The organism is Spirulina major PCC 6313 (genome assembly GCF_001890765.1).
Lineage (GTDB): Bacteria > Cyanobacteriota > Cyanobacteriia > Cyanobacteriales > Spirulinaceae > Spirulina > Spirulina major.
This window is the reverse complement of sequence record NZ_KV878783.1, coordinates 4,177,287-4,194,207: the sequence shown is the minus strand read 5'-3', so window position 1 is coordinate 4,194,207 and position 16,921 is coordinate 4,177,287. Positions and strand designations below refer to the sequence as shown.

Sequence of the window (16,921 nt, the reverse complement as noted above, 5' to 3'; positions counted from 1 at the left end):
TCCTATTGCGTCACGATAAAGGCTGCCCAATAGTAGGGGTTTTGATAGGGTTGGTGTCCCGCTGGCCATGGTTCAATTTCATTGAGTTTGTCTCGCCAGAGTAGTTCGTTGGGCCAAGTGGTTTGGGCCTGATTGACTGACAAAAGAAGTGGTAGGGATAGCTAAAGAGGTTGCCCTGACTGAAATACAGAGAATTAAGAAATGGGAGTCAGTCCTCTAGAATTGAGTTACCACAACAAAACTCTGGAGAACTGTGAAAAAAACTCCCAAATTTACAATGCCCTGAAAACCTGGTTGGGTCAAGACATCCCCTGGGCGCATCTGAGCCACCTGACTACCTGCATCTGGATGGTCATCGCCGTCATCCAAACCGGAGCAGTCAACCTCACGAAATGGCTGCCGTATCTGCCCTGTCGAGGATTGTTTGCCCAAAGTAAACAGCGGCGAGTCCGACGCTGGCTGGGCAATAGCCGCATCAATATTCATCGACTCTACAAACCCATCATCAAAGCCGCCTTAGCCGATTGGCAGGATGAGGTGATGTACCTGAGCTTAGACACCTCACTATTTTGGGATGAGTATTGTCTGATTCGGGTGGCTGTGGTGCATCGCGGTCGTGCTTTACCCCTAGGCTGGCGTGTGTTGGCTCATCCCAGTGCCTCGGTTGCCGCCAACACCTACCGAGAACTGCTCCAAGATGTCGCTCGACTCCTACCGCAAGGGGTGAAGGTGGTGCTGCTGGCTGACCGTGGCTTTGTGCAGACGGAGACTATGACGCTGGTGCGCACCTTCGGCTGGCATTATCGCATCCGCATCAAAAGCAATACCTGGCTTTGGCACTCTGCCAAGGGCTGGAGCCAACCAAAAGCGTTTCATCTCAAACCCGGTGAAGCCCTCTGCTGGCACAACGTCAAACTTCACAAAGGTGAATGGTATGGTCCGGTTCATGTCATTTTCGGTCGCAACAATGTCAATGGCGAGTTTTGGGCGGTTGTCAGTGATGAACCGACCCACCTCCAGACTTTTGCTGAGTATGGTCTCCGGTTTGATATCGAGGAGGCGTTTCTCGATGACCAGTCTGGGGGTTGGCACCTCCAATCTTCCCAACTTCGCTCAGTTTGTGTTCTTTCCCGTCTCTGCTTCATTCTGGCTCTGGCGACTCTCTATGTCTCAGCTCAGGGTCTTGAGGTTGTCCAATCGGGCAAGCGTCGCTGGGTTGACCCCCATTGGTTTCGCGGCAATAGCTATTTTCGTATCGGTCTTGAGTGGATTCGTACTGCTCTCCTTGAGGGCTGGCGCTTGATTCGGCTTGTTGCTTTCTTTTCTAATTCTGACCCTGAACCGGCTATGGCTTCTCGTCCTCAGCATCGGCAACGCTCTTATCGCCTTGAATTCCAGTTTTGCTCTTTTTCTTACTCCCCTGACTGAATCTTTTGTCCGTCAATCAGGGTTTGGGCAGTTTGGAGCCAGGTTTGGAGGTCTTCGCGGGTCAGGTTTCGGAGCCAGATTTGCACTTCAGCGAGGGCTTGGGCGGCGGGCATTCCGGCCCGATAGCGGCGATGGAATTCGATCATGGTGAGGGTTGTGGGGAAGGATTCGACAGACCATTGGCTACTGAGGACTTGTTTTGCGCCGCTTTTGAGGAAGGCACTGGGTAGGCCCACAAATTCATTAATGAATTCTCCTGTATTGGTGAGGGCGGTTTCGCAGGCGGACAGGCTGACGAGATCGTAGGCGGGGAGGTTGAGGGTGAGGAGGGTTTCGACGGTGAGGGTGTCTTTGTTGTTGAGGTAGAGGCAGGATTTTAGGGGATTGTCGGGATCGCTGTTGCCATGGCCGGCGAAGTGAAATTGATGATGGGGTTGGGTGAGGTGTGGGGTGATGTGGGCAAGGTGGGCGTTGGGGCGTTTAATGATCGTGCTGGTGTAGAGGGTGCTGAGGCTGTCTACTTCGGTTTCTGCCCAAGGTAGGGTTCCTGTGGCGATGGTGCTTTGGGGATTTTTGATGATCAGGAGGGTGGGGTCGGGGTTGGGGGAATGGGTGGGGATGGGTTGGGTGAGGTTGGGGCGGTAGGTGATGCGGAATCCCCCTAAATCCCCCTTGGCAAGGGGGACGTTTGATGAATTAAAGAGGGCGTGGAGGGGGAGGAGATGGAGGTCGCGGTGGGGGATGAGGATGAGGGTTTCGATGGTGGGGAGGTGTTCAAGGATTTGGGGGATGTTGAGGAGGTTGGGGAGGGGTGCGAGGAGTGGGGGGAGTTCATCGCGCCATTGTGATCCCCCTAAATCCCCCTTGGGAAGGGGGACTTTTTCGGAGGATGTTTTGCGGGTTTGGTTGTAGGTGGTTTTGTAGTGTTTGAGCCATTCGGTGAAGTTTTCGGTGGTTTGGGTGGTGGGGGTGAAGGGGGGATCGGTGGGGATGGGGGTGATGATTTGGGGGTCTTGGTGGGGGCGGAGGAGGAAGATGGTGATTTGGGCGGGGCTGAGATGCCAGTAGAGGATGGCGGTTTGGGGGTTGGGGCAGAGTTGCCCGATGGCGGTTTGGAGGGTTTCGCGGGTGAGGGGTTGGGGGTCGGCGTTGGGGTTTTGGAGCCAAGTGAGGGCAAGGCGTTTCCATTGTTCGGCTTCGATCAGGGCTTCCCAGGGTTGGTTTTGGCTGATGAGGCGATCGACGTCTAAAAAGTAAAGAGATTGAAATTCAAGACGCAAATATTTTCGATAGAAGGGATCAGCAAACTCCAGCATTCTTTTGTTAATACGTTGGATGGCTTCTAATACCCTTTTATTGCTATTTTCAACAAGTCCTAGAGCCTTGAGCGAAATACTCCAATCTAAAAGGATTTTCAATATGTTTTCTGTATATCTAGGATGATCTTTGATCAAATCATAAGCAGTTGCATAGCTTTTTGTCGCTTTACACGAAAAAAGCGGCCGTTCTTTATAGTCCTGTTCAATAGAGGAATACGCGCCAAAATACTTCTTAGATTGATCAGCATAAGCTTTTCCCTTGCTCTGATGAAGAATCGCACAACCCAAGGGTTCAACATCTGGCTTGATGTGTTTCTCTAAGGCCTCATTCCAATTTTCTAAGGCTGCTTGATAGCCAGACTGATGATAAAGTGCCCAACCCCGATCATCCCACGAATTAAAAAGTTTTGGGTCAAGTTCGATTGCTTTTTCATGATCCTGAATTGCCTCTTCGTATCGCTTCAGTCTACGGTGGGCAAAGCCGCGAGCATAATAAGTATGGGCGAGGTCAAGATCAATTTCTAGAGCTTTGTTTAAGTTTCTGATCGCTTCCTCATATCGGCCCAAATTATTGAAAGCAACGCCTAAACTGTTGTAGGCAGAGGCAAAGTTGGGGTCAATTTCAATAGCTCTGGTATAGTCTGCGATCGCTTCTTCGTAATGCTTCAGATCAGAGTAGGCAAGGCCGCGATTGGTAAGCATTCAGGTCATGAGGATTTGGCTGTAAGCACTGCTCAGTATGGGTTTCAGCTATTTTGAGCTATTTTATTATTCTCAATAAACAAGGCTGTAACCCCTAGTCTTGCGTAATTATTGAGAATGAACTGTTAGTTTAGAACTCACCTCGATTTTGAAAGCCTTGCTGTGACTGCGTTTCAAGTACCTGAATCCTTACCGCGATTGTTGTAGGCATAGGCATATTTGGGGTCAATATCAATGGCGCTGGTGTAGTCGGCGATCGCTTCTTCGTACCTTTTTAGGGCATTGTAGGCATTGCCGCGATTGTAGTAGGCAGAGGCATCGTTGGGGTCAATTTCAATGGCGCTGGTGTAGTCGGTGATCGCCTCTTCGTATCGCTTCAGGTTAGAGTAGGCAAGGCCGCGATTGTAGTAGGCATAGGCAAAGTTGGGGTCAATTTCAATGGCTTGACTCCAAAGATCAATTGCGCCCATTAAATCCCCTGCTTGATAACGATCAACCCCTTGGTTAAAAAGTTCTTTCGCTTCGGGTTTGATGTGGGATGTGTCTGGACGATAAAAAGTGCCGCCCGTTGGTGATGGTGGATTCTTTATAGGTATAGGTGGATTGTCTTTTTCAGGTTTATTCGGTGGTTCAACAACCTCCCCCCCCAACTCCCGCACCACATCCCCCGCCACCTCACTCAACCCCCCCAAATCCGCCGCCGCCAACCGCCCCCATTCCCGCACCGACAACAGATCACGCCCCTCCCCCGATCGCACCCATTCAATTAACTCCTCCTCCGTCACCCGACAACGCGGCAACCCCTGCAACGCCACATAACCCCGCTGCCCCCCAATCACAAACCCCCCCACAGACCGTAACGCCCCCACAAAATCCCGCCCCTGCGCCTTGGGTTGCTTCTTCTTCCGTCGAAATAGCCAACACATCAGCCTTTCCCCTCAAAAAACTCCCCCCATCCTAACCCAAACCCCAAGGGCGCAAACATTGCGCCCCTACGATGCGTCCCCTCCCCTAGCACCCCCGTAAAAAGAAACTCAGTTTCCTTGAAAAATTCATATACTGAAAAAGCAAATCGAGAGCCTTCCTCCTCATGAGCATCATCACCCTACCCAGCGAACTCGTCCATTTCCAACTCCCCACCGCCCTGCAAAATCGTTTACAAACCCTCCTCGATCATCAGGATCTAGGTCAGCCCCTCACCCCAGATGAACAAGCCGAAGCCCTCGGACTCGTCGAACTCGCCGAATTTTTATCCTTGCTTGGGATGAAGTGCAAGTCGTGGGGTTGACCGCAATTGAACGAGCAACATTGACCCTATTGGTGATGAATCGCCCCACAATTCTAGCCATTCGCCAAGAACAGAAATTTTTCCAGCGTCATCCTCAACCCCCTCCTTCACAACTCAAAAAGCGCGTTGATACTACAACTTGATCAATTGCTCCTCATGCAACGTTGCCAACCTATAGATTTTGCCTTGTAAATCCACCAACTCAACCGCAAAAAAAATCGATTCATACATCTCAAGAATAGTCCTTAACTTGCCCCCGGAATCAATTTTTCTGGGGTAAATTCGTCATGATTGGAGTTTGTGGTAGCAGGCTTGGGCTAGCTTGGCATCGTCGAGGGCGTTGTGGAGGGTGAGGGTGGAAAGTCCGGCGAATTGAGCACGATCGCACGTCGCATCCAAGCCCGCGCAGTGGAATAGGGTTGCGAGATCGTAGGGGCTGTAGTGCAGGCCGGGGGGGAGTTGTTGGGAGCCGCCGAAGAGTTCGCAAAATAAGACCCAATCGTAGGCGGGACAGTCGGCCCAGAGTTCGATGCGGTGGAATTGGGCGAACCAATGCACAAGGGTTTTGGCGATGGTGGCGCGATCGCTTTTCATGCGGTGGTGGCGATCGCCCAAGCTCGGTGTGTGGTGCTCACAATCGGGAAACAATAGATGGGGTATCACATGGGTTTCGAGCCAGGGGTTGAGTTGGTGGGGGTCGTAGTCGTTGAATTCGGCGTAAAAGGTGCGATCGCAGTCCGCTACGAGGCCGAGACTGATCAGCGTTGTCTGTTGATGGAGACCGGTGAATTCCGTATCCAAAAAAATCAACATCCCGAATCCTCCCCAGACGTAACAGGATGAACCTGGTCTTGCTCTTGCCAGGCGGCAATCGTCGCCGCCGCCGCCACGGGAGCCGTGACCGCCCGTAAAATGCGCCGCCCCAGGGAAACGGGACGAAACCCAGCGGCGATCGCTGCTGCCTGTTCCGTGGGAGTCCAACCGCCTTCGGGGCCCGTGGCGATCGCCAGTTCAGTGGATCGGGGTAGGCAGTTTAGAACCGTCGTGAGAGGGGGTGAATCACCACGAGCGAGGGCGATCAAGGCTGTGGTTTGAGTTCCTGGGTCTAAACTGTCGCGGAAGGGGAGCGGGTCATGGACGACGGGCACGATCGCCCGCTCGGATTGTTCGGCGGCTTCTTGGGCGATGCGTTGCCAACGGGTGAGTTTTTGGGGACTGGGTTTTAAAAGGGTGCGATCGCTGATCACCGGCTGAAACCGACTTACGCCTAATTCCGTTCCGCTCCGGATGATGTCTTCAAAGCCGCTCCCCTTCGGCAGTGCCACGATCAGGGTCAGGGGGTGGGGTAATTCTGTGCCGAGTTCGAGGGGATTGAGCAAGGTGGCCCAATCGTCGGCCAGGGAAGCGATCCAGGCTTTGCCCCTGCCGTTGATCACAATGCAGCGATCGCCCGCCGTCAACCGCAGCACCCGATAGAGATAATGCTGTTGGTCTGGGGTGAGGTGAATACGATCGCCGTGCTGCTGCATCGGTGCGATCGCCAAGCGATAGAGGTGCTGTCCCATCAATACCCTCCTAACTTATTGCTACTGCTTATACATAACCCAAAGTTACGAATCGAGGGGGTATGAGTGAGCCAGAGGCTCACACGACCCTGCCTGGAATTCTCTGTAGTGCGAGCTTCTCGCTCGCTGCCTTGATGACAGAGGGGGATTAAACGCAGACGAGATCAACCTGAGAACATTGTGTACAAGCCGTCGCAATTTATTGAGAGGACACCGCTACGTCAGCCTGGGAGAGCAGCACAGGATTGCAGTCGCGACAGTCCTCACAGCCGGCACTATGGTCATGGGGCTGGAACGGAACACCGTCGAGTAAAAAGGAAAATTCACTACCCCGATGGGGTTCACTGGTAATGATTAACTGACTTTTCATCTGGTTTAAATAGGACTGACAGAGAATAAGCCCCAGCCCCATGCCTTTTTCCTGCTGCGTGCCCCGTTTGGAAAAGCGAGTCGAAACACAGTGAACTTTTTTCAGTTCCTCCACCGTCATCCCAACCCCTTCATCCCTGACCCCAAGGCGAATCTGAGACTCGTGCTCGACGGCAAACACCGTGATGCGATCGCCCTGCCGAGAAAACTTAATCGCATTACTCAACAAATTCCGCAACACAATTTCCAATAATTCCCCATCCCCCCACACAGAATGCGTAGTGTGTAATTCACAGACCAAATCAACCCCTTTTCGCTGGGCATTTTGCCGTACCCACGCCAAGCTCGCCGCCGTAATCTCTGCCAGGGGACAAGCACACAACTCCACATCTGCCCCCCGCATTTGATCCTCTGCCCATTGCAACACATGGTTGAGATGGGCAACGCCTTGTTCTAATTCAGGGCGGATTTGCTGCATCAAGGTGTTCACGTCTTCAGCACTGAGGCCATTCTGAAACAGTTCTAAAATTGATTCTAAAGACGCGAGGGGGCTGCGCAAATCATGGGACAACAACGCCAAGGTCTGATCTTTTAACGTATTGAGCGATTCTAAGGTCTGCTTTTGTTCTTGGATGATCGTGAGGCTTTCTTCTAGGTGTCGCTGCCGGAGGCGGAGTTCAAGTTGTCGTTCGACTTGGTGGGCTAAGACTTTGAGGGCTTGACGTTGGAGCGGTGTCAGTTGGCGAGGGTAGCGATCGATCACACAGAGTGTGCCAAACGTATGGCCCGAAGCCGCATAAAGAGGTTGGCCCGCATAGAAGCGAATTTCTGGGCCGTGGGTCACTAAGGGATTATCAAAAAAGCGTTCATCTTGGGTGGCATTGGGAACCTCCATAATGTCATCGCCATGGATGGCATGGGCACAGAAGGCTTGATCTTTTGGGGTTTCACAGGCATCAATGCCATGGCGAGCTTTAAACCATTGCCGGTGATCATCCACCAGCGAAATTAAAGAAATCTCAGCACCGCATACTTGCGCTGCTAAATCCACGAGATCATTAAAATCTTGCTCTTCGGGCGTGTCTAGAATGTCATAGCGTAGCAGTTCTTTGAGTCGCTCCGCTTCATTGGGAAGGGGTTGGGCAGGAATCATGACAATTGGGTGTCGAAAAAACCAGTCTGGCGTGATTGCAAATGTTCGGAACAAAAGACCATTATGCGATCGCATTGCCAGCATGATCTTTGATGTCCTCACTAGCGATCGCCCTACATCGGAAGCAATATGGGGTTGGATAACGAGTTGCGCATGGATAACACCCCATAGTGTTAGAGTATCTTGACTGATGACCTGAATGGAGCATCCCTCAACATATTGATACTCTCCTGGATACTCCCCGCCTCTGCTTAAACATCATAGTCGGGTGGGGTGGATTCGGCAGCTTTGGGGGTGGGGCGGCCGGTGCTGTAACGGGGCAGGAGTTCGAGTTGGGCGGCGGCGGGTTGGGGGGTGCTGCGGCGGCGTTCGGAGGTGCGTTCTTCGCTGGTGTCGGTGGCGATCACTTCGTAGAGGATGGCGAGTTTATCGGGGCTGTTGCCTTTGCGTAAGACGCGGCCCAGACGTTGCACATATTCCCGCGTTGAACCTGTGCCGGAGAGGATGATCGCGATCTGGGCATCGGGCACATCAACCCCTTCGTTGAGGACATGGGAGGCGGCGATCGCACCATACTCGCCCCGGCGAAATTTGCCGAGGATGTGATGGCGTTCTTTGACGGGGGTTTGATGGGTGAGAGCGGGAATGAGGAATTCGCGGGAGATGCGGTAAACCGTGGCGTTGTCGTTGGTGAAGATCAAGATCCGAGCGGGGTAATGGGTGGCGATCAGTTCAGCGAGGGTGCGGAGTTTGCTGTCGGTGCCATTGGCGATCGCTTTTGCCTCGCGGTGGGCGAGCATGGCCCGACGACCGGCGGCCGATCGCGCCGAAGCCCGCACGAATTCCTGCCAACCCTCTAAACTACCGAGAAAGATCCGCGAGTCTTGTAAAAATTGGTTGCGGGTTTGGATCGCGTCGTCGTAGCGATCGCGCTCTTCTGCCGACAGGCTCACTTTGATTTGCCGCACTTCATGGTCAGCAAGGGTGTTGCCGGACAGATCATCGGGGGCTTTGCGATAAATAATCGGGCCGATCAGGTGGTCTAGCTCTTGGTGGGAATCATCGGCGCGTTCGGGGGTGGCACTGAGGCCGAGGCGATAGGGGGCGATCGCATATTCCGCAATCACCCGAAAAAAATCCGTCGGTAAATGGTGGCATTCATCAAAAATCAGCAACCCGTAGAGATTCCCTAGGGTTTCCGCCTGGATCGCCGCACTGTTATAGGTGGCCACCAAAATCGCGGTGCGATCCTTCGATCCACCCCCCAATAGCCCCAATTCCACCCCCGGAAAGGCCGCCTCTAGTTCGGCATACCATTGGTGCATCAAGTCCAGGGTAGGAACAACGATGAGGGTGGATCGGGGGGTGGAAGCGATCGCCAATTGAGCCAGAAAGGTTTTACCCGCTGCCGTGGGGAGAACCACAACCCCTTGCCGCTCGGACTTTTTCCAGGCCTGGAGGGCTTCGGCTTGGTGGGGATAGGGGTTTTTTTGAAAATTAGCGTTGAGGTCGAGGGGAAAAAACGCCTTGGCTTCATCGACAAACTCCACCTGATCGCCCTGGAGGGTTTCCACGAGGCTGCGATAATGCTGGGCGGGAATGCGAAATTTTTCGATGCGATCGTCCCAGGTGGCAAAGTCGATCCACCCTTTGCCGCGTGGGGGGGGATGCAAAATTAATGTGCCGCGATCGTAGGTGAGTTTCGGGGCGCGGGCCATGGGGTGGGTTAGGAGGGGTCGCTCTGGGATTCGGTGGCGGCGGCTTCGTCGGCTTCGATTTCCGCTTGCAGTTGGGCCAGTTCTTCTGGGGTCATTTCCTCTAGACGTTTACGCAGCACTGCTTCTTTGTAGTTTTGCATCTGTTCATTGAGGGTCATGCCTTTGGTGAGGGCCCGAAAGACATAGGTGGCCAACCAGCCAATCAGACCCCCGATCAGAATGGCTTGACTCCAAATGCCGGCGGACAGATTATCAAACCCGATCGCTCGAAAGAGGAGATAAATCGCACCCCCACCGAGGAAAAGACCAAAGGTGAGGGCGATCGCATCAATTCGGCGCATTAGGATTCAGCTCGTTTGGGACGAAGATTCAAAAACGGACTCAGGAGCAGCAGCCCAGGGAACAGCAGAAACACGAAAAAGTACATAATCACGCGCTCAATGGAACTGGCCACATACCAGCGCAGATTGAGATACGCATAGAGACCAGCGGGAAGCACGACAAGATATAACCCGCTCAAGACAAGATAGATGAGGGCGATAAACTGGGGACTGTTGACATCAAGCATCATAGTCAAGACAAGCCAATATTTCCGGTTTATTGTACCGTTTTAGCTGGACGTTTGGGGTGAGAGTTGATGAGTCAGGGGCAAAACGTGGGGCAATTTTATCTCGGTTGTGCCGTGTGGGCGTTTCCCGGCTGGGTGGGGTCGTTCTATCCGGCCAAGGCTCCGGCGCGGGAGTTTTTGCCCTTGTATTGCGATCGCTTCATCGCCGTTGAGGGTAATACCACTTTTTACGCTGTTCCTGATGCGGCAACGCTGCACCGTTGGCGCGACACCATGCCGCCGGGGTTTAAATTCTGCCCAAAATTTCCCAAAACTGTCACCCATCAGGGGCCGCTCATGGGACAGATCGAGGGCGCGATCGCATTTCTGAACCATTTAAAAACTGGATTGGGCGATCGCCTCGGCCCCGTGTTCGCCCAACTTCCCCCCAGTTACAGCCCCGCCCACAGCGACGATCTCGCCCAATTTTTCGCCGCCCTCCCCACGGATCATCCCCTTGGCCTCGAACTGCGTCACCCGGACTGGTTCACCCCAACAGGGCGCGATCGCCTCGCTCCCCTCCTCGACGCGATCACCCCGGTCTGCCTCGACACCCGCCCCATCTACCGCTGCCCCGACAACCCCCAAGCCCGATCCCGCAACCACAAACCCGATCTTCCCGTTCTCCCCCACTGCCCCGCCCCCATCGTCTTGATCCGCTGGATCACCCATCCCGACCCGCAATACAACGAAATCACCCAAAATTTTTGGGTTCATCAAGTGGCGCAATGGCTCATCGAAGGCAAGACTGTTTATTTTTTCGTCCACTGCCCCCAGGAAGAGCATTCCCCCCACACCGCCCGCCAGTTCTACCATCAGTTGCAAGCGATCGCGCCCCATTTACCGCCTCTCCCCTGGGACACGCTCCCCGAACCGCCCCAACAATTGAGCCTGTTTTGAGTGGGGAGTGATACGAAATCCGACTTTGATACCCCAAAACAGCGCAGACTGAGGGCCTCGGATCATTAGCGGGCAAGGTTGATGCAGATTTCGTCTGAGGGGTGAGAAGGGTAGGATTGAGGGGTTCTGGTTTGGTTGAGTGAGCTTATGTTGCGCTTTACACTTTGTTTGGTTCTGTTTTGTACGGCGATCACGCTTCCCCCCGCCATTTCCACCGTTCATGCTCAAATGAGAGAACAAGATGCGATCGCACCGGAGCGCGTCGAAGCCCTCGCCCGTCACCTCAGCCGCATTAACGCCCGCGTCTACAGTGCCTATTGGTGTCCCCACTGTCGCGCCCAGCGGGCCCAGTTTGGCCCGGAAGATTGGCTAGTGCGCTACGGTATCTATCTCGAATGCGAACCGGGTGGGGAACAGCCCGCCAGTCCGGCATTATGTGCGATGAATAACATTCAAGCCTATCCCACCTGGAAGATTAACGGTGAGTATCATCGCGGCGTGATGAGCCTCGAAACATTGGCAGAATTATCGGGATTTGGCGATCTGTAGTTTTATGTATTATGATACTACAAGCGAATTTGGGAAACTCCCATGCCCTACGCATCCTTAAACCTGTCTAGTCCGAAGCCTGTCCTGTCTTGGGCCGGTCATCCCCTCGGTTCTGCCGAAACCCAGATGGCGAAAAATGTCGCCTCGTTGCCCTTCGTGTTTAAACACGTTGCCCTGATGCCCGATGTGCATTTGGGGAAAGGGGCGTTAGTTGGCTCCGTCATCGCCACCCACGAAGCGATTATCCCCGCCGCCGTGGGAGTGGATATTGGCTGCGGCATGGCAGCGGTAAAACTACCGTTTCACGGCGATCAATTAGAGGGAAAGTTAAAGCGGATTCGCCTCGATATTGAAGCGGCGATTCCCGTGGGATTTGAATCGAATCGGGAGTGCGATCGCGCCGTCACCAACTGGCAAGGCTGGCGCGAGTTTAAAACCCTCCATCCCGGCGTGCAACGTTTAGACGGTAAAGCCATGCAGCAACTGGGTTCCCTCGGTGGCGGCAATCACTTCATCGAACTCTGTTTAGATGCTGATGATCACGTCTGGTTAATGCTCCATTCCGGTTCGCGGCATATCGGCAACAAACTTGCCCAATGCCACATCGACACCGCCAAAACCCTGCAAAAACTCAGCGATCGTAAAATCCCCGACCCGGATCTATCCTACTTCGTCACCGGAACCCCCGAATTTGCCGCCTATTGGCGTGATCTCCAATGGGCGCAAAATTACGCCCGCTATAACCGCGAGGTAATGATGGCCCGGTTTAAACGGATTGTCGAGCAACACCTGGCCGGCGGCAAACCCACCCAACCCCTGTTAACCGTCAACTGTCACCACAACTACGCCGCAAAAGAAGTCCACTTTGGCGAAGAAGTCTACGTCACCCGCAAGGGAGCCGTCCGGGCCCGCCGCGAAGACTACGGCATCATCCCCGGTTCCATGGGTGCAAAATCCTACATTGTCAAAGGCAAAGGCAATGCCCACAGCTATTGCAGTTGCAGCCACGGAGCCGGGCGGCAAATGTCCCGCACCAAAGCCAAAAAACAGTTCACTGTTGATGATTTGGTGGCCCAAACGGAGGGGATCGAATGCCGTAAAGATCAGCACGTTCTCGATGAAATTCCCAGCGCCTATAAGTCCATCGAAACGGTGATGAATAATCAAGCCGATCTGGTGGAAATTGTCGCCACTTTGAAACAGGTGGTCTGTGTGAAGGGGTAGGGTGCGATCGCACAGTTCAATGGTGGGTTACGACAATGACCATCGTTATTTCTGAAGCGCGATCGCACCCTCTTTCGCGAAATAGGTCAGAGATCACATCGGCTCCTGCCCGCTTCATGCTCAGCAGGGTTTCCAAGATCACCTTTTGCTCATCAATCCAACCCTTTTGGAAGGCATCGCGGAACGGCCCATCGTATGCCGAGGCGTATTTCGCGGAATAGGCCAGAATGCCCAGGTTGATCCACCCTGTCGCATCCAGCCCTTGGCGAACCGCACCAACGCGACCATCCATCATGTCCGAGGGCGCGACAATATCAGACCCGGCTTCGGCGATCGCTTGCTTGACCAAAACCGCAACGGTTTCATCATTGAGAATTTGCCCATTGTCAACAATGCCGTCATGCCCCGCTGTTCATTGGTCGTTATTGAGGAGCGATCGCACTGCGATCTACTCCTTCGAGCACACGACTCCCATGCTGAAAGACTGGGGATCAGGCGAGGCAATCGTTGAGATGTTGCCGTAGTTCATCCCCATTGAGATGTCGCCCGATAAAAATAAGCTGGTTGCGAGGTGGGGTGTGCCATTCTTCGCCTCTTAGGTCAAATCGAGGGCCACTGAGCTGAAAAATGTTGCGGAGTTCGCTTTCTTGAAACCAGAGAATGCCTTTAGCTCGAAATACATTTTGCGGTAGTTTTTCTTGCAAGAACTGTTCAAACTTTTCAACCTGGAAGGGGCGATCGCTTTCAAAGGCGATCGAAACAAACCCATCATTCTCTAAATGGGAGGAATGGTGATGATGATGTTCATGTTCGTGATGGTCATGATCGTGATCATGATGATGCCCGTGGTCGTGGTGGTGATGCCCATGAGCGCGATCGTGTTCTGTCTGCTCAATTTCCTCCTGCACCAGAGCAGCATAGGCAGCGGGGTCGTTATAGCCCACATCGAGAATGAGCGGCAGGGGCACTTGACCTTGTTGGCTATGGAGAATTCTCGCTCCACTTTTCATTGTTCCGATGTAGGTTTCTAATTGCTTCACTTTTTCAGGAGCCGCTAAATCTGTTTTATTCAAGATAGTGACATCTGCACAGATAATTTGCTGAAGTGCTGCTTCGCTGTCAAAGTGGTCAGGCGTAAACACCTCTGCATCAACCATCGTGATAATGGAATCAAGATGAGTGAAATCCCGCAATTCAGTGCCGAGAAAGGTCAAGATAATTGGTAAAGGATCGGCTAAACCTGTGGTTTCAATCACAAGACAGTTGACCTGTTTTCCTCGTTCTAAGATCCGGTAAACTGCATCAACTAAGTCATCATTGATTGTACAACAAATACAGCCGTTACTGAGTTCGACCATCTCTTGATCAACCGAGACAAGCAACTGGCTATCGATATTGATGTCACCAAATTCATTCACCAAGACAGCAGCTTTTAAATTGTTGTTGTTGCTGAGAATATGGTTCAACAGTGTTGTTTTACCACTGCCTAGAAAACCCGTGATAATGGTCACAGGTATTCCTCGTTTGATCGATAGTTCGGACGATGGGGATGTCATAATTAATGCCTTGGTTGAGTAAATAAACTAGGTTGGGTTATTTGCGAACTTCTACATTAAAAATATTCAGGATGTCAGGTCATGGGGCGATCGCTCCTCTCGAATAACCTCGCTATTTTGGGAATATCAAACTTTGGAAACGCCAAACCCTTTGGCACGGTCGTAGGCAATGGTTCTAAAGGTGACTTGATCATTGCCGGGGTTGTAGAGGGTATAGGTGGCTTGGTTGGGCTTGCGGCCAACATTGCCCACCCCGACGACGCGGCGGGCGGTTTTGCCCTGTTCTTGGGGGTCTTGGGTTCCGTCTAAGGTCGTGAGGGTCGATCGCAACTCATGCGGTGTCACCCAACATTCAAAACTCAGCCCCGATCGCCCGCAGAATAGCGTATTGGCATCGGCGCGAATCAGACGATCGCACAACTGAATGGCGGGAGTTGCGGGGGTGAGTTCATCGGCATAGCCCGCCATACTGCCGTGTATCAGGAGGCAATCCAACTCATGAAAACCAAAATGGAGCGATCGCAACCACCGCACCAACTCCCGCGATACCGAATCCCACAGTTGCTTCACCCCATCCCCTCCGAATTGCGCCAGAAGTTCGGGAGCATCGGTTACCTCCCTCAGCCCATGGAGGCTAAAGCATTGCTCCTCCCACCAGCCCACACAAATCTGAGGTTCGAGTTCACCGGGACGGGGCGATCGCAGTCGCCGAATCAGCGCCTCATTATCCCCCTTCAGCCCCACCACATCCCCCAAAATAAAGAGGGTCGTCACCGGATGACGCTGCCGCCGAATATCCTGCAACACCGCCTCATAGGCCGCCAAATTCCCCTCAATCCCGCTCAAAATCGCCCAATGCATCGACTCACCTCCTGATATTCAAAACTCCCCACTTCCTTACCGCTGACACACATGACTTGGGTCATCGGCTCGTTCTGCAAACTCCATGCCCCGCGCTAATCGCCAGGCAAAGATCGGCGGCAACCCTTTTTCCAGAATGTCAGCACAGGTTTTTTCGTAGTCGTAGGCGACTTCCCGGAGGCTGACTTGGGTGGTATCGGTGTCGTAAATCACATAGGTGGCGTTGGGGCGACCGTGGCGGGGTTCTCCCACGGAACCAGCATTAATAATCTGTTTAACAGGGGTTGTGAACTGGGTTTCTGAAGGATCTCGACCAGGTTGCTGCACCTGTACCGTTAAGGTGCCATTTTCCAAACGCCGCACATAGGGCACATGGGTATGGCCACAAAACAACACATCGGCATCAACCGCCAGGACTCGTTCTAGGGCCGCAAAGCCATCCATACTGGGCAAGAGATACTCGTGCTGACTATTGGGACTGCCATGGACAAAACAGAGATTATCCCGCTTCAGGGTCATGGGCAGGGTTGCCAGATACTCGCGCACCTCTGGATGAATGGCCTCGTTTGTCCATTCATGGGCTAAGCGTCCCCGTTTTTCTGCTAATTGCGACGGATAACTGCATTCGCAGGCGTTTAACCCCTCGACAATATCTTCATCCCAGCAGCCCTGAACCGTGGGAATATCAAGGGAGCGAATCATCTCCACCACTGCATTCGGGTGGGGGCCATAACCAACTAAATCCCCCAAGCAGTAGATCTGATCGGCGTTTTGATCATCAATATCCGACAACACCGCGTTAAGTGCTTCATAGTTGCCATGGATGCAGGACATAACGGCTAATTTCATGCCAGGATTGTCTCCTCTGGATTAGTTTCGTCAGATATTAAGGCTTTGTATTGTTCTTGGTATTGGGCAATGATGCTATCGGATAAGCACCCATCGAGGACGGTTTGGGCGATCGCATCTTTATCCAAGTTCCAGCCCACCACTTCAATGCCGCTTAAGCGATTGGGGCGGCCCTCTAGCCAGCGGGGAATGCTCAATTCTGTGTATTCGATCCCCTGTAAGCCTTCGAGAAAGTCAACGTAAAAGGCCCGTCCATCGGGCAATTCAAAAATTCCCTTGGCACGCTGCACCCTCCCGTAAGCACCGCTGGTCAGTTCGATCAACATCTCATCCAAACTCGGAGGATCAAATACCTGTCCAGTGAGGGGCGATCGCCACAATTCCGGCAGGTTATCAGAGGTCGGAACCGTGATGGCGTTACCGGGAATCACTTCATCGGCCCAGTCGTGCCACTCCGAAGCCGTCAGTTCCGGCGGCAACACTGCCACGTGATGGCAGGGCAGCGCAGCAAAAAACGGCGAGTCAAGATCAAGGTGAAAACCCACCTCAAAATAAACTCGCGCCTGGTCTGGCAAGGTGGTTAAGACCTGCTGAGCTTGGTGCTCCGGAATCAACTGCACCCAGGGAAAGCGATAGGCAATCCGCACCTGATCCACCGAACCCGCACCCGCTCCGGGACAGCAGTAGAACAAAGAACGGTTCGGGTCTTGTAGGAACTGGCTCATCCATGTGGTTTTGCCGCTACCCGTTGGCCCAGCCACCGCAATTAATGTCACGGAACTCATGAAATCCTGTTTCAAAATGGAGTAAAGTTTAGAATGATAATCATTATC

The 16,921-nt window shown here is 53.1% G+C and carries 18 protein-coding genes and 2 pseudogenes; 5 read left to right on the top strand and 15 right to left on the bottom strand.

Going from position 1 to position 16,921, the window contains the following annotated elements; translation table 11 throughout:
* Positions 1-2: 2 nt before the first annotated feature.
* Entirely contained in the window at positions 3-143 is a 141-nt protein-coding gene (locus SPI6313_RS23715) for a hypothetical protein (RefSeq protein ID WP_175551182.1), read from the bottom strand.
* 58 nt (positions 144-201) lie between these two features.
* Here SPI6313_RS23715 and SPI6313_RS23710 point away from each other — a divergent pair, with 58 nt between their 5' ends.
* Positions 202-1,428 carry a transposase gene (locus SPI6313_RS23710; RefSeq protein ID WP_175551102.1) on the top strand — a complete coding sequence of 409 codons (1,227 nt, stop codon included), beginning with the start codon at positions 202-204 and terminating at the stop codon, positions 1,426-1,428.
* Here SPI6313_RS23710 and SPI6313_RS18570 read toward each other — a convergent pair.
* The 3 genes and pseudogenes from SPI6313_RS18570 to SPI6313_RS23705 form a co-directional block, all read right to left on the bottom strand.
* Positions 1,413-2,744: a CHAT domain-containing protein gene (locus SPI6313_RS18570; protein ID WP_245788887.1), complete on the bottom strand. Its 1,332-nt coding sequence runs from the start codon at positions 2,742-2,744 to the stop codon at positions 1,413-1,415. The genes SPI6313_RS23710 and SPI6313_RS18570 overlap by 16 nt on opposite strands.
* A gap of 420 nt (positions 2,745-3,164) precedes the next feature.
* Positions 3,165-3,449, bottom strand: a pseudogene (locus tag SPI6313_RS25430) (tetratricopeptide repeat protein); the annotation flags it as partial.
* Positions 3,450-3,622: 173 nt separating this feature from the next.
* Entirely contained in the window at positions 3,623-4,375 is a 753-nt protein-coding gene (locus tag SPI6313_RS23705) for a tetratricopeptide repeat protein (RefSeq protein ID WP_072622333.1), read from the bottom strand.
* Between the two features lie 164 nt (positions 4,376-4,539).
* On the opposite strand from SPI6313_RS23705, the gene SPI6313_RS18560 reads away from it, so the two are divergent.
* The gene (locus SPI6313_RS18560; RefSeq protein WP_072622332.1) at positions 4,540-4,737 is read left to right on the top strand and encodes a hypothetical protein; all 198 of its coding nucleotides are present in this window, start codon (positions 4,540-4,542) and stop codon (positions 4,735-4,737) included.
* 285 nt (positions 4,738-5,022) lie between these two features.
* On the opposite strand, the gene SPI6313_RS18555 is transcribed toward SPI6313_RS18560, so the two are convergent.
* The 6 genes from SPI6313_RS18555 to ndhL all read right to left on the bottom strand — a co-directional run bounded on the left by SPI6313_RS18555 (position 5,023) and on the right by ndhL (position 10,113).
* Positions 5,023-5,550, bottom strand: coding sequence for a 3'-5' exoribonuclease domain-containing protein (locus tag SPI6313_RS18555; protein WP_072622331.1), 528 nt, complete (start codon positions 5,548-5,550; stop codon positions 5,023-5,025).
* A complete protein-coding gene (locus SPI6313_RS18550; RefSeq protein WP_072622330.1) occupies positions 5,544-6,302 on the bottom strand; it encodes a 16S rRNA (uracil(1498)-N(3))-methyltransferase in 759 nt (252 codons plus the stop codon). The genes SPI6313_RS18555 and SPI6313_RS18550 overlap by 7 nt, the downstream gene beginning before the upstream one ends.
* 199 nt (positions 6,303-6,501) lie before the next feature.
* The gene (locus SPI6313_RS18545; RefSeq protein WP_072622329.1) at positions 6,502-7,824 is read right to left on the bottom strand and encodes a GAF domain-containing sensor histidine kinase; all 1,323 of its coding nucleotides are present in this window, start codon (positions 7,822-7,824) and stop codon (positions 6,502-6,504) included.
* A 251-nt stretch (positions 7,825-8,075) separates the two neighbouring features.
* Positions 8,076-9,542, bottom strand: a complete 1,467-nt coding sequence (locus SPI6313_RS18540) for a DEAD/DEAH box helicase (protein WP_072622328.1) — start codon at positions 9,540-9,542, stop codon at positions 8,076-8,078.
* 8 nt (positions 9,543-9,550) lie between these two features.
* Entirely contained in the window at positions 9,551-9,883 is a 333-nt protein-coding gene (locus SPI6313_RS18535) for a DUF3007 family protein (protein ID WP_072622327.1), read from the bottom strand.
* Positions 9,883-10,113, bottom strand: a complete 231-nt coding sequence (ndhL, locus tag SPI6313_RS18530) for an NAD(P)H-quinone oxidoreductase subunit L (RefSeq protein WP_072622326.1) — start codon at positions 10,111-10,113, stop codon at positions 9,883-9,885. The genes SPI6313_RS18535 and ndhL overlap by 1 nt, the downstream gene beginning before the upstream one ends.
* A 66-nt stretch (positions 10,114-10,179) precedes the next feature.
* Between ndhL and SPI6313_RS18525 the strand changes: the two genes are divergently transcribed.
* From SPI6313_RS18525 to SPI6313_RS18515, 3 genes are all read left to right on the top strand, one after another.
* Positions 10,180-11,049, top strand: coding sequence for a DUF72 domain-containing protein (locus SPI6313_RS18525; RefSeq protein ID WP_072622325.1), 870 nt, complete (start codon positions 10,180-10,182; stop codon positions 11,047-11,049).
* 147 nt (positions 11,050-11,196) lie between these two features.
* The gene (locus SPI6313_RS18520; RefSeq protein WP_072622324.1) at positions 11,197-11,598 is read left to right on the top strand and encodes a thioredoxin domain-containing protein; all 402 of its coding nucleotides are present in this window, start codon (positions 11,197-11,199) and stop codon (positions 11,596-11,598) included.
* A 42-nt stretch (positions 11,599-11,640) separates the two neighbouring features.
* The gene (locus tag SPI6313_RS18515) at positions 11,641-12,822 is read left to right on the top strand and encodes an RtcB family protein (RefSeq protein ID WP_072622323.1); all 1,182 of its coding nucleotides are present in this window, start codon (positions 11,641-11,643) and stop codon (positions 12,820-12,822) included.
* Positions 12,823-12,867: 45 nt separating this feature from the next.
* Here SPI6313_RS18515 and SPI6313_RS18510 read toward each other — a convergent pair.
* The 5 genes and pseudogenes from SPI6313_RS18510 to SPI6313_RS18490 form a co-directional block, all read right to left on the bottom strand.
* Positions 12,868-13,228: pseudogene (locus SPI6313_RS18510) on the bottom strand (hypothetical protein); the annotation flags it as partial.
* An 85-nt stretch (positions 13,229-13,313) separates the two neighbouring features.
* Positions 13,314-14,378 carry a GTP-binding protein gene (locus tag SPI6313_RS18505; RefSeq protein ID WP_072622321.1) on the bottom strand — a complete coding sequence of 355 codons (1,065 nt, stop codon included), beginning with the start codon at positions 14,376-14,378 and terminating at the stop codon, positions 13,314-13,316.
* A gap of 126 nt (positions 14,379-14,504) precedes the next feature.
* Entirely contained in the window at positions 14,505-15,239 is a 735-nt protein-coding gene (locus SPI6313_RS18500) for a metallophosphoesterase family protein (RefSeq protein ID WP_072622320.1), read from the bottom strand.
* Between the two features lie 36 nt (positions 15,240-15,275).
* Positions 15,276-16,088, bottom strand: a complete 813-nt coding sequence (locus tag SPI6313_RS18495; RefSeq protein ID WP_072622319.1) for a metallophosphoesterase family protein — start codon at positions 16,086-16,088, stop codon at positions 15,276-15,278.
* Positions 16,085-16,873, bottom strand: a complete 789-nt coding sequence (locus SPI6313_RS18490; RefSeq protein ID WP_072622318.1) for a CobW C-terminal domain-containing protein — start codon at positions 16,871-16,873, stop codon at positions 16,085-16,087. The genes SPI6313_RS18495 and SPI6313_RS18490 overlap by 4 nt, the downstream gene beginning before the upstream one ends.
* Positions 16,874-16,921: the final 48 nt, after the last annotated feature.

Excerpts from the sequence above, each read along its gene's own strand:
- SPI6313_RS23710 (WP_175551102.1), top strand. The coding sequence starts at position 202 with ATGGGAGTCAGTCCTCTAGAATTGAGTTACCACAACAAAACTCTGGAG.
- SPI6313_RS18570 (WP_245788887.1), bottom strand. The coding sequence starts at position 2,744 with ATGCTGGAGTTTGCTGATCCCTTCTATCGAAAATATTTGCGTCTTGAA.
- SPI6313_RS23705 (WP_072622333.1), bottom strand. The coding sequence starts at position 4,375 with ATGTGTTGGCTATTTCGACGGAAGAAGAAGCAACCCAAGGCGCAGGGG.
- SPI6313_RS18560 (WP_072622332.1), top strand. The coding sequence starts at position 4,540 with ATGAGCATCATCACCCTACCCAGCGAACTCGTCCATTTCCAACTCCCC.
- SPI6313_RS18555 (WP_072622331.1), bottom strand. The coding sequence starts at position 5,550 with ATGTTGATTTTTTTGGATACGGAATTCACCGGTCTCCATCAACAGACA.
- SPI6313_RS18550 (WP_072622330.1), bottom strand. The coding sequence starts at position 6,302 with ATGGGACAGCACCTCTATCGCTTGGCGATCGCACCGATGCAGCAGCAC.
- SPI6313_RS18545 (WP_072622329.1), bottom strand. The coding sequence starts at position 7,824 with ATGATTCCTGCCCAACCCCTTCCCAATGAAGCGGAGCGACTCAAAGAA.
- SPI6313_RS18540 (WP_072622328.1), bottom strand. The coding sequence starts at position 9,542 with ATGGCCCGCGCCCCGAAACTCACCTACGATCGCGGCACATTAATTTTG.
- SPI6313_RS18535 (WP_072622327.1), bottom strand. The coding sequence starts at position 9,883 with ATGCGCCGAATTGATGCGATCGCCCTCACCTTTGGTCTTTTCCTCGGT.
- ndhL (WP_072622326.1), bottom strand. The coding sequence starts at position 10,113 with ATGATGCTTGATGTCAACAGTCCCCAGTTTATCGCCCTCATCTATCTT.
- SPI6313_RS18525 (WP_072622325.1), top strand. The coding sequence starts at position 10,180 with ATGAGTCAGGGGCAAAACGTGGGGCAATTTTATCTCGGTTGTGCCGTG.
- SPI6313_RS18520 (WP_072622324.1), top strand. The coding sequence starts at position 11,197 with ATGTTGCGCTTTACACTTTGTTTGGTTCTGTTTTGTACGGCGATCACG.
- SPI6313_RS18515 (WP_072622323.1), top strand. The coding sequence starts at position 11,641 with ATGCCCTACGCATCCTTAAACCTGTCTAGTCCGAAGCCTGTCCTGTCT.
- SPI6313_RS18505 (WP_072622321.1), bottom strand. The coding sequence starts at position 14,378 with ATGACATCCCCATCGTCCGAACTATCGATCAAACGAGGAATACCTGTG.
- SPI6313_RS18500 (WP_072622320.1), bottom strand. The coding sequence starts at position 15,239 with ATGCATTGGGCGATTTTGAGCGGGATTGAGGGGAATTTGGCGGCCTAT.
- SPI6313_RS18495 (WP_072622319.1), bottom strand. The coding sequence starts at position 16,088 with ATGAAATTAGCCGTTATGTCCTGCATCCATGGCAACTATGAAGCACTT.
- SPI6313_RS18490 (WP_072622318.1), bottom strand. The coding sequence starts at position 16,873 with ATGAGTTCCGTGACATTAATTGCGGTGGCTGGGCCAACGGGTAGCGGC.